This window comes from Streptococcus parasanguinis, assembly GCF_001578955.1.
In the GTDB taxonomy this organism is placed as follows: domain Bacteria; phylum Bacillota; class Bacilli; order Lactobacillales; family Streptococcaceae; genus Streptococcus; species Streptococcus parasanguinis_U.
The window spans coordinates 189,819-204,946 of sequence record NZ_KQ969691.1; the positions used below are offsets into that span (position 1 = coordinate 189,819).

The following is a 15,128-nucleotide window of genomic DNA, read 5'->3' on the forward strand; positions in this document are numbered from 1 at the left end:
GGAAGAAAAAATAAAGACTGCTATATGATAGCAGCCTCTATTTTTCACAAACTAATTCGCCTTAGTCTGCTTGTTTATCAGTGTTTTCTTCCTTCTTTGTGTCTTTTTCTCTGATCACAAGGACACCATCTTCCATGTCAGCTTCAAGATGTTTGGCATCCAAGTTATCCAAGTGGAAGTCTGTGACTTTGTCACGGATTTGTTGTTCAACTACCCGACGGAGTGGACGAACACCCATCACTTCATCATAACCTTCTTCAGTCATGTATTCTTTAGCTGCATCGCTCACTGCCAAGTCGATTTCTTTCTTAGAAAGGGTCTTATTGACATCTACCAACATCAAATCAACAATCTTAGAAAGGTCTTCCTTGCTCAAGTGTGAGAATTCAATCACAGCGTTGAAACGGTTGAGGAATTCTGGACGGAAGTAAGGTTTCAAACGATCCATGAGTTCTGGTTTATCCGCATCTTCTGTCAAGTTGGCTTCGTAACCAAAGCCAGCGTTTGAAGTGGCGATAATCACAGTGTTCTTGAAGTTGACCGTGTTCCCTTGACCATCTGTCAAACGACCATCATCCAAGACTTGAAGGAGAAGGGTGATCACTTGAGGATCCGCCTTTTCAATTTCATCAAGAAGGACGATAGAGTATGGGTTACGGCGAACACGTTCTGTCAAGGTATTGCTATTGTCATCATATCCAACATAACCAGCTGTCGTACCAATCAATTTAGAAACAGCTGTGCGGTCGCTATATTCTGACATGTCCAAACGAATGATCGCATCTTTGGTACCGAACATATCAAGCGCCAATTGTTTAGCCAACTCAGTCTTACCGACACCAGTAGGACCTACAAAGAGGAAGCTACCGATTGGACGGTTCCCTTCGTCAAATCCTGCACGGTTCCGACGGATAGCACGCGCCACTGCTTCAACGGCTTTATCTTGACCGATAACCTTAGTTTGCAAACGGTGACCCATATCTTTCAAACGTTCGATATCGGTTGCACCCATTTGAGAAACTGGAATACCCGTCATCCGTTCTACAGATTCAGCCACATCGTTGATTGTTGCTGTTACCTTATGGTCTTCTGTGTGGTTGGCAATTTTCTTTTCAAGTTCTTCGATACGAACTTTTGCTTTCAAAGCTGCTTCGTAATCTTCTTTAGCCGCAGCTTCTTCTTGTTTGGTTTTTTCTTCTTCAATTTCATGTTCCACAGCATGGACATCTGTTACAGGATGTTGGGCTGCCAAGTGAGCAGCTGTCACATCGACCAAGTCAATGGCCTTATCAGGCAAGCTACGTTGTGGAATGTATTGGATCGAATAATCAACCGCTGCTTTCAAAACTTCATCTGGCAAGATGACATTGTGGTGTTTTTCGTAAAGATCGCGGATCCCTTGGAGAATCTTGAAAGTATCTTCAGCTGATGGAGCATTGACTTTCACTTCGTTGAAACGACGAGCAAGAGCCGCATTCTTCAAGATGGTGTTACGGTATTCATCTTGAGTAGTTGCCCCAATGACTGTCAATTCCCCACGTGAAAGGGCAGGTTTGATAATATCCGCAAGACCTTTAGACCCTTGACCATCACCTGTGCTACCTGCACCAAGAATTTGATGGATTTCATCAAAGAAGAGAATAACATTTCCCATAGCCTTGACTTCTTGGATCAGATTTTGAATATTTTCTTCAAAGCTACCACGGTATTGCGTACCAGCTTCTAGACCAGAAATATCAATCGAGATGATTTCTTTGTTCTTGATAGCAGCTGGAACATCTCCGTTCACAATAGCTTGTGCCAAACCTTCTACAACTGCTGTTTTACCAACACCGGCATCCCCTACAAGGACAGGATTGTTCTTGGTACGACGAGACAAGATTTCAGCAGTTTCTTGAATTTCTTTATTACGTCCGATGACCGGATCCAATTTTCCTTCACGAGCTTCTTCGGTCAAGTTGCGACCAAGTTTTGCAAGGATCCCATCTTGTTTCATTCCCTTACCTTGATGGTGTTGCACTTGCTCGCTTCCTTCATTTGGAAGTTGACCAGTTTGGCGGTAAACTGCGAATTCTTCAGGTGTCACTTCACGACCGTTGATCATGTAGCGACGGCTTTCAGAACGAAAACCACCCATATTTCCCATTAGTTGATTGAAAAGATCATCCATATTGTTAAAGTTGTTATTCATATTGTATACCTCTAATTTACATAATTTTAATTCATTCTTGAAAATTAGCAGACCATTTGGCTGCTGTTCGATTGTTTACATAATTTTAATTTATTTATTTAATAATAGCCCTACAGGCTAACGGTTTCTATTTTTCCTTTTATCAATTAGTTGTCTTAATTCTGGAAATAGCATCTCACCATCTCCTTTCCACTATTGATCCTGTAAACCAGTAGGTTTTTCCAACCTCTTTTTGTTTACATAAATTATTATAACGCAGACTGATTTCTTTGTCAACACTTTTTTACATAATTTTTTTAGGGAATTATATACCTGTTTACACCAAACGCAAGATATAGTATTTACGAGAATACAAAAAAAGACGATTTCCAAGCGAAAATCGTCTTTTGGTTTATCTAAATTCGTCTGGGTGTTCGGTCATGTATTCTGCTAACCATTCCATACCATAGGCTATTTCGAATACTTCCAATATCAGTGAAATGTCTGGTTGAAAACCGTATTCTTTGAGCTTGTGAATAACGTCTTTTATGGAACGAATTTTAACCAGCTTAATAATGTCCCCAGCATCCTGCCTGTCTCTATCTCGTCCGCTTTCTAATTTCATTCCAAGAATGTAAGAAAGTGGTGGTACAAGGACAGTCAGGTTTGAATAGCTATACGCCTTCTCACAGATAGAGCGTGGTGGTATTCTATTCATATTGGCAACATTATTGTTTAACCACAGTTCTTCAGGCTCGTTCACTCCGAAATCATTACCAACTTTCTCAATAATGCTTCTGATTTTGGCATCTTCTTGATAAAAGGCATCGACATCTTGTGTCCCTCGTAGATTGTAATACTCCAGAACAAAACCACCAACACAGATAATTTCTAGGTCTATATTTTCCTTGGCTAGTTCTGTATTGAGTGCTTCAAATAAAACTTTCTTATCCATAATTTCCCTCTCTAAACAGCTTTAGAATATCCTTTGGCTGACTTTTACGATTTGCTTGTAAGACATGCTCTCTGGTATGAGTGCCATCTGTCAAGGCATCTTGTAGCGTTATCTTTTGAAAAGGAGTTAAGGTCGGATTTTTCAACAACTGCTCCACATCATCAGAACTTAACTTAGTCTCCTCGTCCTGAATAACCTTATAGAGGTAACGAAACCATAAATCGCCATCTTTTTGGGAATGCTCGCTAGCACGAACCATGTAATCATACCAAGTTGTCATTGGCTATCTCCCTTCTTACTCTCTTTAGGGTTAAAATGTAATGCTATCCACAGTTTTTTATCAAACTCAGATAATTCCTTTTTCTTCTGATTCATGTAATCACTAAAATCAGGTAAGGGTTTCGTATACTTCTTTTCAAAGTACATATAAAAATCTTCTTTGGTTTCAGAAATATCCACCAATGCTTCTAGTTCTGCCAAGTGCTTGGATAAACTTTTCCTATCCACCTTTTCCAAGGTATCATAGATACAATTTTTGGTTAGTTGAGCGTAAAATGGACGGTGTTCAATAACAAAATCTACTGAAAATTTCTTTTTCCAGAGTTTTGTGTATTTCTCGTAAAAACTATCAGAGATACTGACCTGATAGGGAATTAACTTGCTATCTACCCTACGAGAGATAGTACGCTCTAGTTCAAAATGTAGGTCAGTCTGTGCATTAGTAACCATAGATTAACTCCTTGTATTTTGTACGAACGCTAGCGCTAGAGAGCAAGAGATTAAAACGTTGAGTGTCAGAATAATCACGAGTGTTGTATCGAAAAACAAATTCATCCACATAATCTTGAAGATGCTTCTTAGACCATGAGTGGTAGATACCTAAAACCCCTCGTTTCAAACCAGCCCAAAATCCTTCAATGGTATTTGTATAAACATCACCTACGACATACTCTCTTGCACCATGATTAACATAGTCGTGTTGATACATTTTTGCCACTTTATTATAACCCAGCCATTCATCTGTGTAAAGCTGAGCAGTTTCTTTCACGTATTTTACGATTTGTTCCGTCAATGTTTTTGTCTTTGTATCAGGAACGTGGTGAGCATTGACTTTACCTTGACGTTGTACCATACCGACAACTGCTGATTTATCTTTCAAGGAACGACCTTGTGCATTTTTGACTTTCTTAGAGTTATGACGGTTTTTATTTTTGCCACCAATATATGTCTCATCAACTTCTACCACATTATCAAGGTCGTTGTCATTTTCAGAACCAAAGCATTTACGAATACGCTCTAGCATAAACCACGCTGTCTTTTGTGTAACCCCTATATCCTTAGAAAGCTGAACAGAGGAGATACCTTTTTTATGAGAAGTGACAAGCCAAATCGCCATGAACCATTTACGCAATTCAATTTTAGTATTGTCAAAGAGAGTACCTGTCTTGACATTGAAGTATTTACCAGTATTCTTGCAACGGTATTTGTTCCCTTTGCATTTATAGACTTTTGAAGTAGCATCAAAAGGGCTGATAATCACATCGCCCCAAATCATATTTTCCAAATGGTCAATACATGATTGCTCGTCAGGAAAAGCAGATTGTAAATCAAATAATGACTTAAATTCAAACTTCATAACTGGTACTCCTTTATCTTGAAATCTATTATAGCACTATAAAACATAATTGTCAACAGTTTGTGTAATAAACTACTAGACAAAAGACTGCCTTTTTTGATATAATAGAACTATCAAAAAGTAAAGGAAATGATTGGTATGAACGCAATACAGCTACCAGCTACCAGCTACCAGCTACCAGCTACCAGCTACCAGCTACCAGCTACCAGCTACCAGCTACCGCTGATTATGTAAGTGACGGTCTTTTTTGTCAACCTCTAAAACAGGCTTTTTTATGTATTTATGAAGAAGCTATTTATTTTATCAATAATTTCGAGGTGCAATAATGAGGTGTTTTGAAATTATTGATAAAATTGGTAGAGATTTTTATTCTTCTAATCTTGAAAATGGCGAGTTTAGTTACTCTAAAGCTTTGAAATCTGTTGGTAAATCTATTTCTGAATACAGAAATAGTAATTCAAAGAAAAAACATAACTACTTAGATATTCGTTTTGAGAATGACCGGTTGGCTATTTTAGTTGAAACTAAAAACAGATTTGATAATTGGGATAAAGCTGAAATTCAACAGCAACTACAAGAGTATGTAAAATACGAAAAAGCATATTCTGACAGGAAAATTGTAGCAATTTTAGCAGAAACAGAGGGCAACGATGTTTGGACATGGTATGGTCAATCAGTCATTATAGACGATGAGCACATGAATAATGAGCTGACAAATATTCTATCTTTTGAGGAATATGAAGAGTTATGTTTTGGCAAAGTAAACGATAAACTAAAAGTGGTGGATTCAATTAAAACACTGAATGAACTACTGCATTCTGATGGTATAAATGAAAAATTGCGAAGTCAATTTGTTGGAACATGTTTACTTGCTCTTAAAAATGGACTAGTTTATGAAGGGATAAAAGCAACAAAAGATACGAATGGAAACGACCTGTCTCCCGAACAAGTTATCCTAAAAAGTATCAAAAATATTTTAGAGGGATTACTATCTCAAGGCGGGGATTTAAATAAAGTAGGAAAGTTAGCAATACTTAATAATAAAGTCTTAGAAGACCAAGATGTAACCAGCTTGAGTTATCAAGAATTAAAAGCTTTATTAGCCTATATAGATAACAATATTATCCCTTATATCAATGATAAAAATACAGCAGGTCAGGATTTATTAAATCTTTTCTTTACGACTTTTAATAAATATGTAGGGAAGTCAGATAAGAATCAGGCTTTTACACCAGACCATATCTGTGATTTTATGAGTAAGATTGTAAATGTTAATAAAAATTCTCGTGTACTTGACCCATGTTGCGGGAGTGGTGCTTTTTTAGTACGTGCTATGACAGATGCTATGGATGATTGTGATACTGAGGATCAACGTGATGCTGTTAGAAAGAATCAAATTTTTGGTATAGAATATGAAGATGGAGCATTTGGTCTGTCATCTACAAATATGTTGATACACGGTGATGGAAACTCAAATATTATTCAAGCTTCCATGTTTAATAAGGGTAAGTGGATTACAGATGCTAATGTAGACGTTGTACTTATGAATCCACCATATAATGCGACCAAAAAAAGTTGTGATCCTGATTATGTCAAAAAATGGTCTTCAAAGGTGACTCAAGACCCTTCAAAAGGACTTCACTTTGTTGAATGGGTAGCACGTCAAGTAACTGGACAAGGTAAAGATGAGGCTATTAAAAATAAGACAGCTAAAATTGCTGTTTTACTCCCAATGCAAGCTGCTATTGGCAACAGCAAAGAAACTAAATCGCTTAAGAAAAAACTGCTTGATAAATATACTTTAGAGGCTGTTTTTTCTCTGCCTGACGAAATATTCTATCCAGGTGCTTCTGCTGTAGCTTGTTGCATGATATTTGATTTGTCTCAAAATCATGCTAAGTCCGATAAGGATACTTTCTTTGGATACTTTAAAGATGATAAATTTATCAAAAGGAAAGGTTTAGGTCGTGTTGAGAGGGTAGATGATAACGAAGATAGCTTATGGGAACAGGAAAAATCTAAGTGGCTATCGTTGTACAGAAATAAACGTGAAGTAGCTGGGATGTCTGTTATGAAGAAGGTCAGCTATGAAGACGAATGGCTTGCTGAAGCCTATATGGAAACTGATTATTCTACACTTAATTCTAATGATTTTCAACAAACTATAAATCACTATCTATCTTTCTTAGTAAAAGAAGGAGAATATGGCGATGATTGATACTCAAGATTGGGAATTTTTTGATTTTCCAAAAGTGTTTCGCATGGAAAATGGTTTTTATAATAAGAAACCTGAATCAAGCGGAGAAGGAACTATTCCATTTATAGGAGCAACTGATAAGAATAATGGAGTGACAGATTATTTCACAATAGAAGAGATTGAATCAGCTTCTAAAACAGGAGATGAACCTAATCAAGAATTAGATGTTAAATTATTCGCACCACACGCTCTCTGTGTTACTAATAATGGTTCTGTTGGTTACGCTTATTACCAAGATAAACCATTTACTTGTAGCCATGATGTTAATCCCTTATATCGTATTGACGGTGATTTCAATGAATTTACAGCATTATTCGTTGCGACAGTCATAATGCACGACAGATACAGATGGGGGTACGGACGGAAATGGCGTCCAAAAAGAATGAAATACTCCAAATTAAAACTTCCTATTCAAAAAGATGCCAATGGAGAACCCATTCTTGATGTAAGTAAACGATTCTCAGATTCTGGTTTTATACCAGATTGGGATTTTATGGAAAACTTCATCAAATCACTAAAGTATAAACTGCCTAAAACTAAAAGAAACACTTATGCTGATATTTCTTCCCAAAACTGGGGTTCATTTACATTAGAAGAACTAGGTATTGAGATATACAAAGCTAAAGCCCATGCAAAAATTGATATGGATTTTTCTAAAAATCGAAAACCAAGTAAATTGCCATTTGTCAGTAGAACAGAGTTAAACAATTCCGTAGATGGATGGGTTTCTAAAGATGAAGAAAGTGGTGTTGAAGAAGGAAATGCTCTTGTCGTAGGAGATACAACCTCAACGATTTCCTATCAACCTAATCGCTTTGTTGCAGGCGACCACATTGTTGTAATTAGAGCTAAATGGTTAGACAAATACACTGGTCTGTTTGTCCAAACCTTACTTAATAAAGAAAGATATAGGTATTCGTATGGACGGGCATTTAAGATGGATTTAATCAAAACCACACAATTATTTTTACCGGTAAACAACAATAAAGAAGTTGATTGGAAATGGATTGAAAATTATATTAAATCCCTGCCCTTTTCAGAGAACATCTAACAATAAAAGACGATTTCCGAAAGGAAGTCGTCTTTTTTGATATTATTGGAAATACTATATCTTGTAGTTGGTGTAAACTGGTATATAGTTCCCTTTTTTTAAATTTATTAAAAAAATCTGGATGTCACTCCAGATTCCATATTTAAATGGATGTTCTTGGCTAGATAGATTTAAATTTCCCAGCTTTTTCTTGAATAGCTGTCTGTACATTTTTAGCAAATTGCCCCACCATGGATTGGTCCAGTTGTTTTCCAACTACCTGGACGTCTTCTTCGGCTACTGTTGTAATCGCAGTCAATCCATCATTGTAACGCTTCTCAACTCCTGCCTTGCAGGTCAATAAAACGGGCGCATAGACAACCCGGATTAAATCTTTTTCAAGTTTCTTTCGGCTTTCGATGATCTTCATCTTATCTTTCATATCTAAATCAAAGAAATCTTTGACTGGACTATCACCCATACTTCCTCCTCTTCTATACTATGAAACTTTATCTTGTGCAAACTCCTCTTCCAGTTGACGTCTATCTTTCCGGTAGGATTGCCATAAATTCTCTTCCTCGATTTCGATCTGTTTTAGGGCTACTTGTGCAGCTTCTCTAGCTTCGAGATCATACTCTTCGATACAGCGATGGAGGGACTCCCATCCACAACTGACATCAACCGCCTGCTTTTGTAAAAAGGAAGCTGCCATCGCATATTCTTCTTCCAGCATCTGGGTAAAGAGCTGCTGTTTTCTTTCCACTAGGCAACGCTTTTCATCTAGCTCCAAGCGCGCTTTTTGAAACTCTCTTTCCAAGTGATCTAGTTTCTTTTCCTTTTTCGAAAGAGTAGATGAAATTAATAAGCTAGTTGTTCCCACTGGTTCATTTCTCCTGCTATTTCTTGATCTTTTGCTTTTAAGAGCTCAATTCCTGCATTCACTTGCTCGTTTAAAGTATGAAATTCATTTGATAAGGACTGATATGCAGCCAAACGATTGTCAAACCTTTCTCTTACTTCAGTGACAACTGTTTGCCTTGTTGCACCGGCCTGTGCATAAGCCTCTTCTACTTCCGCAAGATTGAGAATGAAGCCTTTCGGAACAGTCTGTAATACTTTCTCCAAAGCTTCTAAATCTGTATCCAGTTGTGCCTTAGATTTCTGAGCTTGCTCCAGCCCTTCATCCACTACTCGAATCAGCTCATCAGAAGCCAAGCGCGCCTGCAAAGCATCCAGATAGATCCGTTCACTTGAGCTCAGTCCACCACCTGTTTTTTGCAATTTATCCTTTAGGCGATAGTAAACCTTCATCCGCTCTTCAATGATTTCCTTCCGAGTAATGGCTTCCGTTCCCTTTTCAAGAACCAAATTCCCATTTTTATCATAGATATAACCATGCATCATGTGCTGCAGGCCAATATTTTTCAAATTCTTAGTTTTGAGGTGCTTGACAATTCCACTGGATTCCTTGCTTCCAGAATCCTGATATCCCAAACTAACCAAATCTTTATGGTCAATGTGATTGTAGATTTTGTACTTCAGCGAATCTATACGCGCTTTTTGCTCGGGTGTTAAGATGGAATAGGCATTAGGACCATTATATAAATGGACGGTCCCAATATGAGAAGCTTCCTCTTCCGTCAAGCAGGCAAGAGCATACTGAATATTCATAGACCCCAGAGAGTGACCGTATAGATCGATCTTGGCATTAGGGTATTTTCGGATCACCTCTTTCAAATGAGCTGCAGCATCTTTAAATTGCGGAGGCGGGAAAGTCCCGTTTTCATCATTGTATTTTTTTAAAAAAGCAGCTCCCATTAAAGCAGGAAATTTAACCTGTTCTTCGGCTGTTCTTTCTGCAAAAAAGCCGACCATATCTGATGCTTTTTCCTGTACGAAATTGCTGACAGGATTGTCCATCGCTTTTTGTATGAACCTACCAACGGGAGTGGCCTCCGGTGGAAGATTAACAGATGTAGGAATAATTGCATCTTCAAAAGCTTCTACAGCATTGTTAAAACTATCTTTAGCCTTATCTCGCGCATAATTCTTCGCATATTCGGTTGCATACTCACTTGCACCACCAGGGTTCAAAATATTGGAAGCTGCTGGCAAATCTGTCCCTACCCAATCTGTAAATGTATCATGGAGTAATTTTTGTGTACTTATTTCAGTTTCAGATCCCTTCATCAAAACTGTCACGTCATGGATCTGGGCGCGCGCATCATCTGAAGCAGTATAGGGGACTGCTTTTTGTTTTTCGCCTTGACCATTGTTAGTAAGAACGAAGACCTGCTCCTCATTGTCATTTACATTATCATAGATGTGAGCGACATTGCCAATGTATTCTCCGGTTTTCAATCGTACATCTTGATTATAGCTTTCTATCTCATACTCTTTATACGCAATTTCTTTCTTTATTTCATCTGAAAATGATTTATCAAAAGCCATTATTTACCTCTTAATTCATCTGATAATTCTCCTGAGATGACATAACCATTTTGTTCAAATTTGCCATCTGATTCCTCTGTTAAAGTTGTTGTAATTGTTAGGTTACTATCATCATTGATTATAACTTTTATTATTAATCCTCCCATTGGATTATACTTCAATGAATTTTCATTTATCTTGTAACTTTTTATAACTCCTTTATCTGTAAATGCGTTTGGATCTTCTTGCCTTAATAAATTTTCAATCACATCTTTTGCTTTCTTACTCTCTGCGATTTGAATCATTTCTTGTTTCTTGGCAGATTGTCCATTAAAAAAGCTACAACCTCCCAAACTTAAACCAAATAGTATCATAACTAACACAATTAATTTACTTTTTTTCATCTTCTTCCCATTCTTTCTTCAGGTTTCTTAGAATTTATTATACAAAATTCTATTCATACCTGAAATGTTACTTTTGTTAAAAAATATTGCCAAATCGTTACAAGCACTAGCTATTGATGTAACATACCAGCTTTGATTCAGAATTGTTTCTATTTACTTATATTAGGGTTTTTTACCTGAATGAGTTTATTTCCCATCCTCTTCTGCTTCACTTAACAGATCACTTAATTTTGCTGAAATACCGTAACTACCTGCTTCGAACTGTCCTGAATCTTCCATTTGAACAGTCGTATCGATCGTTAACTTTTTATCGCCATTGATAACGAGAGTGATATTCATCCCTCCCATTGGATTGTATTTCAATTCACCTTTTATCAGGGTATAGGAGTGAATGACCCCTTCTGAAGTGAAAGCTTTAGGATCGATACTGATTAACAAGTGTTTTATCGCTCGCTCCATTTTCGTGCTTTCTGCGATCTGAATCATTTCCCTTCTCTCAGCAGCTTTATCCGTAAAAAGACTGCAACCTCCTAGAAATAAAGTCAGTAAAAATAGTAGCACTAATCGTTGTTTTTTATCAGTCATATGTTCCCTCTCACTTATATTATTCGTAATGATTTTTAAAAAATGAGCCAATTTTTAAAAATTTTTTCCAGATCCTAAAAAACACACCCTTACTGGGTGTGTCTCCTGTTAAATCATATATTCGACACTGTAGGTAGCATCGGATAAAATCCGTGAAAGGAATTGTTTGGTTCGCTCTTCCTTTGGACTATTAAAGAATTCATGCGGTTCATTTTCTTCGATGATGTGTCCGCCATCCATAAAGATAACGTGGTTGGCCACATCACGCGCAAAGCCCATCTCATGGGTTACGACAACCATGGTCACTCCTTCTTGGGCCAATTGCTTCATGACATCTAAGACGTCACCGACCAACTCTGGGTCTAGCGCTGAAGTCGGCTCGTCCAGTAAGATTACGTCTGGTTTCACTGCAATGGCACGCGCGATTCCGATCCGTTGCTGCTGGCCACCTGACAATCGCGAAGGATAGTAATCCTTGTAAGCGAGGAGACCAACTTTTTCAAGGGCTGATTCTGCCCGTTGGATGGCTTCTTCTTTTGGAATCTTACGAGCTACAACTAGGCCTTCTAAAATATTTTCAAGCGCTGTTTTGTTAGCGAAGAGATTGTAATGCTGGAAGACAAAGGCTGTCTTTTGGCGGATTTCTAGAATCTCTTTTTTGCTGAGTTTTGAGAGGTCATACTCTTTTCCACCTAGGGTGAGGTGCCCTGTATCTGCCTTTTCCAAGTGGTTAAGGCAGCGAAGGAAGGTTGTTTTTCCTGATCCAGATGGCCCCAAAATAACGACCACATCCCCTTGGTTGACCTTGAGATTAACATCTACCAGGACCTGGTGGTCCTTAAATTTTTTCGATACGTGTTCTACTTCTAACATCTTCTTATTTCTCCTTCTTCTATGCGAGTGTCAGGCGTTTTTCTAAGTGATTGAATCCCCACTGAATCACCCCACAAATGACAATATAAAGAATAAAAATCACTAGATAGGATTCAAAATATTGATAGCCATAAGAGGCTTCGACCTTGGCAATGGTGGTGATATCCTTGATGGTCATGACAAAGACAAGGGAGGTTCCTTTGACCAAGTTGATAACCAAGTTACACAAATTGGGAAGGGCTGCACGCAAGGCTTGTGGAAAAACAATGCGGATATAGGCTTGGCGATTAGTCAAACCAATGGCTTGCGCTGCTTCTAGCTGGCCCTTATTCACCGTCAGAATAGCTGACCGGAGAATTTCAGCCAGACTCCCCGTTGTCATCAAGCTAAAGATGATAAAGGCATAGTAAATGGGATTGATCTCAAAGACATTAAAGTGACTGCCCATACTCTTAAAAAAGCTATTTAAGAGGCTAGGGAAGAGACTATAAAAGAAGAGAATCAAGAGAATCGGAGGCGTCGCGCGGATAAAGGCTAAGTAAATCACTGAGAAACTGCGAACACCTTTGACCTTATAAATCTGACCGAGTGCCAAAAAGAGGGCTGGAAGAAAACTCAAGAGGATCGACACGACCATGATCAGAAGGGTCACTGGCACACCACCCAAGGTGGCTAGAAATGTTTTACTAATAAAATTGAAATCCATAAGCTACCTTTCTGTTACACTGAGTCGTTTCTCAAGGAGTTGAGCGGAGAAGGAGATCACAAGGGCGATTCCCCAGTAGATCACTGCTACAGCTGTATACGTTTCGAGGGAATAATTCCCAAGATTGCGGCTGATCAAGTTGTTGCCTGCTCCCATGATATCGATAAAGCCAATGGTATAAGCCAAAGCGGCATCGCGCATGAGGTTCAAGATGGCAGTCGTCATATTTGGAAGAGCCACGCGAAAGGCTTGGGGAAGGACAATCCGCCAAATGGTTTGAGCTGGCGTCAAGCCGATACTCAAGCCCGCTTCCATCTGACCTTTTGGAATGGCCAAATAGGCTGCCTTGAAGACCTCAGAGATCATAGCGGCAAAGAGAAGAAACATGGCAACCAGGACAAAGACAAACTTGGACCAGTGGTCAATGTCAATGCCCAACCACCAGTTCAAAAATTGGGGCAGTCCATAAAAGACCAAAAAGAGCAAGACAATCGGAGGGGTACAACGCAAGGTAAAGACATAGCCTTTGGCTAGACCCGCTCCTACCTTATCTTCTGATACTTGTGCCCAGGTCAAAACTAAGCCAAATGCCGAACCAAGAAGCGTCGTTAACACCATCAAAGCTAGGGTCGCTGGTAGAGCTTGGACCAAGGTTGGAAGAAATGACCAGACCTTGGAAATGTCGTATGAGACCATGTTTCTTTTCCTTTCTGTATCCGTATAGAAATAAGGAAGCTGGGGCTATGCGCACCCAGTTCCATCTTATTTCTCTTTATCTACATAACTGAAGACATCTTCACCGAAATATTTTTTCGACAATTTAGCAAGTGTGCCATCTTTTTCTAATTCTTTGATAGCCTTGCTGTATGCTTCCGCAAATTTTTCGTTTTTCTTATCCTTATGGATCAATGGGTAAGTTGGAATTCCTTTGTAGGCAAACCAGCTCAATTTGTCCGCATATTGGTGGTAAGAACCATCTTTATCTGTGACAGCTTTTTCAAAGGAAAGTTTGATGTCAAAGAAGGCATCGTAACGTCCTTCAAGAACCCAAGCATAGGCATCTGCGACTTTGAAAGATTCCGCAGCTGTTAATTCGATTTGTTGGTCTTTATGCTTTTCATTGTATTCTTTAATAACATTCCACTGCGCATTTTGTGGTGAAATTGGAACCAATTTTCCTTTTTCTTTAGCGAAGTCATCGATATTCTTGTATTTATTCGCATCTTCTTTCCGAACAGTAAATCCGATGATACTTGCTCCGATTGGTTCTTTTGGAATGATAAATTTCTTAGCACGTTCTTCGGTATACCAAGCTCCTTTGGTTCCGATATCGTATTTACCAGATTCTAGACCGATTAAGAGATCGTCATCACTTGTTCCAGTGTACTCAAACTTGTAGTCTGGTAGTTTTTCGTCAATGGCTTTGAGAACGGCTACTTCATAGCCATCTGATTCTCCTTTTTCATCAACGAAATCATACGGTACATAGTTTTGAGTGTGGGCTACTTTCAAGGTTGTTACCTTGTTCGATCCTGTTGAACCTTTGCTGTCGTTTGCATGGTTCAAGCTCCGTCCAAGAATGGTTGCACCTGCAATGGCGAGAACTGCCACCCCACCGATAATCCATGTTTTTTTACTCATACTCTGTTCTCCCTCTTTCTATTTTCCTTATTCTGCTGCAGCTTCACGAACCCATTCGATTCGTTCTTCATCAATGTCACTTGGAATGGTACAATCGGCACCAATGACCAATCCTGTCGTTCCTGTTTCTGCGATGATGCGTTTGGTTTCTGCTTGAATCGCAGCCTTGTCTCCTGTGTAGAGAAGACCATTTTTGCCATTTTCAAAACCACCAAGAACCGTGCGTCCACCAAAGATTTCGCGTCCTTCTGCTAGGCTGATTCCTTCTGGTCCGACTGCCCAGTTAATGACTTGGGCTGGGTAGTCTGTGAAGAGATGGATATCATTGCGAGCTCCTTCGTAACCACAGATATGAAGGATATTTACGCCACCGGCTTCATTAGCTGCCTCTAGGACATGGAGTTCACTCGGTGCAATAATGTTTTTATAAACTTCTTGTGT

General features: G+C 38.8%; 17 protein-coding genes. 2 read left to right on the forward strand and 15 right to left on the reverse strand.

The genetic code is table 11. The annotated features are described in order from the left end of the window. Positions 1-61: 61 nt before the first annotated feature. The 5 genes from SPADD19_RS07685 to SPADD19_RS07705 form a co-directional block, all read right to left on the reverse strand. Entirely contained in the window at positions 62-2,191 is a 2,130-nt protein-coding gene (locus tag SPADD19_RS07685) for an AAA family ATPase (protein ID WP_061455704.1), read from the reverse strand. Positions 2,192-2,582: 391 nt separating this feature from the next. Further along, entirely contained in the window at positions 2,583-3,125 is a 543-nt protein-coding gene (locus SPADD19_RS07690) for a DUF6036 family nucleotidyltransferase (RefSeq protein WP_061455705.1), read from the reverse strand. Beyond that, a complete protein-coding gene (locus SPADD19_RS07695; RefSeq protein WP_061455706.1) occupies positions 3,118-3,405 on the reverse strand; it encodes a hypothetical protein in 288 nt (95 codons plus the stop codon). Before SPADD19_RS07695 ends, SPADD19_RS07690 begins: the two co-directional genes overlap by 8 nt. Continuing rightward, positions 3,402-3,854 (reverse strand): hypothetical protein, encoded by a 453-nt coding sequence (locus SPADD19_RS07700; RefSeq protein ID WP_061455707.1) that lies wholly within the window; start codon positions 3,852-3,854, stop codon positions 3,402-3,404. Before SPADD19_RS07700 ends, SPADD19_RS07695 begins: the two co-directional genes overlap by 4 nt. After that, positions 3,844-4,761 carry an IS1595 family transposase gene (locus SPADD19_RS07705; RefSeq protein WP_061455708.1) on the reverse strand — a complete coding sequence of 306 codons (918 nt, stop codon included), beginning with the start codon at positions 4,759-4,761 and terminating at the stop codon, positions 3,844-3,846. Before SPADD19_RS07705 ends, SPADD19_RS07700 begins: the two co-directional genes overlap by 11 nt. 325 nt (positions 4,762-5,086) lie before the next feature. Between SPADD19_RS07705 and SPADD19_RS07710 the strand changes: the two genes are divergently transcribed. Then, positions 5,087-6,979, forward strand: a complete 1,893-nt coding sequence (locus tag SPADD19_RS07710) for an HsdM family class I SAM-dependent methyltransferase (RefSeq protein WP_061455709.1) — start codon at positions 5,087-5,089, stop codon at positions 6,977-6,979. Further along, positions 6,972-8,069, forward strand: coding sequence for a restriction endonuclease subunit S (locus tag SPADD19_RS07715; RefSeq protein ID WP_061455710.1), 1,098 nt, complete (start codon positions 6,972-6,974; stop codon positions 8,067-8,069). The genes SPADD19_RS07710 and SPADD19_RS07715 overlap by 8 nt, the downstream gene beginning before the upstream one ends. 160 nt (positions 8,070-8,229) lie before the next feature. Here SPADD19_RS07715 and SPADD19_RS07720 read toward each other — a convergent pair whose 3' ends face one another. The 10 genes from SPADD19_RS07720 to SPADD19_RS12845 all read right to left on the reverse strand — a co-directional run. Continuing rightward, positions 8,230-8,529, reverse strand: coding sequence for a hypothetical protein (locus SPADD19_RS07720; protein WP_061455711.1), 300 nt, complete (start codon positions 8,527-8,529; stop codon positions 8,230-8,232). Between the two features lie 18 nt (positions 8,530-8,547). After that, positions 8,548-8,928, reverse strand: a complete 381-nt coding sequence (locus SPADD19_RS07725; protein WP_061455712.1) for a hypothetical protein — start codon at positions 8,926-8,928, stop codon at positions 8,548-8,550. Then, positions 8,907-10,499: a lipase family protein gene (locus SPADD19_RS07730; protein WP_061455713.1), complete on the reverse strand. Its 1,593-nt coding sequence runs from the start codon at positions 10,497-10,499 to the stop codon at positions 8,907-8,909. The genes SPADD19_RS07725 and SPADD19_RS07730 overlap by 22 nt, the downstream gene beginning before the upstream one ends. Next, positions 10,499-10,882: a DUF1310 family protein gene (locus SPADD19_RS07735; RefSeq protein ID WP_061455714.1), complete on the reverse strand. Its 384-nt coding sequence runs from the start codon at positions 10,880-10,882 to the stop codon at positions 10,499-10,501. Before SPADD19_RS07735 ends, SPADD19_RS07730 begins: the two co-directional genes overlap by 1 nt. A gap of 186 nt (positions 10,883-11,068) precedes the next feature. Then, entirely contained in the window at positions 11,069-11,467 is a 399-nt protein-coding gene (locus tag SPADD19_RS07740; protein ID WP_061455715.1) for a DUF1310 family protein, read from the reverse strand. Positions 11,468-11,575: 108 nt separating this feature from the next. Continuing rightward, the gene (locus SPADD19_RS07745) at positions 11,576-12,340 is read right to left on the reverse strand and encodes an amino acid ABC transporter ATP-binding protein (RefSeq protein WP_061455716.1); all 765 of its coding nucleotides are present in this window, start codon (positions 12,338-12,340) and stop codon (positions 11,576-11,578) included. A 19-nt stretch (positions 12,341-12,359) separates the two neighbouring features. Further along, a complete protein-coding gene (locus SPADD19_RS07750) occupies positions 12,360-13,046 on the reverse strand; it encodes an amino acid ABC transporter permease (protein WP_061455717.1) in 687 nt (228 codons plus the stop codon). A 3-nt stretch (positions 13,047-13,049) separates the two neighbouring features. Then, the gene (locus SPADD19_RS07755) at positions 13,050-13,742 is read right to left on the reverse strand and encodes an amino acid ABC transporter permease (RefSeq protein WP_049489360.1); all 693 of its coding nucleotides are present in this window, start codon (positions 13,740-13,742) and stop codon (positions 13,050-13,052) included. A gap of 66 nt (positions 13,743-13,808) precedes the next feature. After that, positions 13,809-14,687, reverse strand: a complete 879-nt coding sequence (locus SPADD19_RS07760) for a transporter substrate-binding domain-containing protein (RefSeq protein WP_003004175.1) — start codon at positions 14,685-14,687, stop codon at positions 13,809-13,811. 27 nt (positions 14,688-14,714) lie between these two features. Next, positions 14,715-15,128, reverse strand: a 414-nt coding sequence (locus SPADD19_RS12845; protein WP_277619475.1) for a uroporphyrinogen decarboxylase family protein, incomplete at its 5' end; no start/stop codon positions are given.

Bases quoted from the DNA above. Each gene is read 5' to 3' on its own strand.
- SPADD19_RS07685 (WP_061455704.1), bottom strand. From the start codon at position 2,191: ATGAATAACAACTTTAACAATATGGATGATCTTTTCAATCAACTAATG.
- SPADD19_RS07695 (WP_061455706.1), bottom strand. From the start codon at position 3,405: ATGACAACTTGGTATGATTACATGGTTCGTGCTAGCGAGCATTCCCAA.
- SPADD19_RS07760 (WP_003004175.1), bottom strand. From the start codon at position 14,687: ATGAGTAAAAAAACATGGATTATCGGTGGGGTGGCAGTTCTCGCCATT.
- SPADD19_RS07715 (WP_061455710.1), top strand. From the start codon at position 6,972: ATGATTGATACTCAAGATTGGGAATTTTTTGATTTTCCAAAAGTGTTT.
- SPADD19_RS07730 (WP_061455713.1), bottom strand. From the start codon at position 10,499: ATGGCTTTTGATAAATCATTTTCAGATGAAATAAAGAAAGAAATTGCG.
- SPADD19_RS07700 (WP_061455707.1), bottom strand. From the start codon at position 3,854: ATGGTTACTAATGCACAGACTGACCTACATTTTGAACTAGAGCGTACT.
- SPADD19_RS07720 (WP_061455711.1), bottom strand. From the start codon at position 8,529: ATGGGTGATAGTCCAGTCAAAGATTTCTTTGATTTAGATATGAAAGAT.
- SPADD19_RS07745 (WP_061455716.1), bottom strand. From the start codon at position 12,340: ATGTTAGAAGTAGAACACGTATCGAAAAAATTTAAGGACCACCAGGTC.
- SPADD19_RS07750 (WP_061455717.1), bottom strand. From the start codon at position 13,046: ATGGATTTCAATTTTATTAGTAAAACATTTCTAGCCACCTTGGGTGGT.
- SPADD19_RS07755 (WP_049489360.1), bottom strand. From the start codon at position 13,742: ATGGTCTCATACGACATTTCCAAGGTCTGGTCATTTCTTCCAACCTTG.
- SPADD19_RS07705 (WP_061455708.1), bottom strand. From the start codon at position 4,761: ATGAAGTTTGAATTTAAGTCATTATTTGATTTACAATCTGCTTTTCCT.
- SPADD19_RS07740 (WP_061455715.1), bottom strand. From the start codon at position 11,467: ATGACTGATAAAAAACAACGATTAGTGCTACTATTTTTACTGACTTTA.
- SPADD19_RS07735 (WP_061455714.1), bottom strand. From the start codon at position 10,882: ATGAAAAAAAGTAAATTAATTGTGTTAGTTATGATACTATTTGGTTTA.
- SPADD19_RS07690 (WP_061455705.1), bottom strand. From the start codon at position 3,125: ATGGATAAGAAAGTTTTATTTGAAGCACTCAATACAGAACTAGCCAAG.
- SPADD19_RS07710 (WP_061455709.1), top strand. From the start codon at position 5,087: ATGAGGTGTTTTGAAATTATTGATAAAATTGGTAGAGATTTTTATTCT.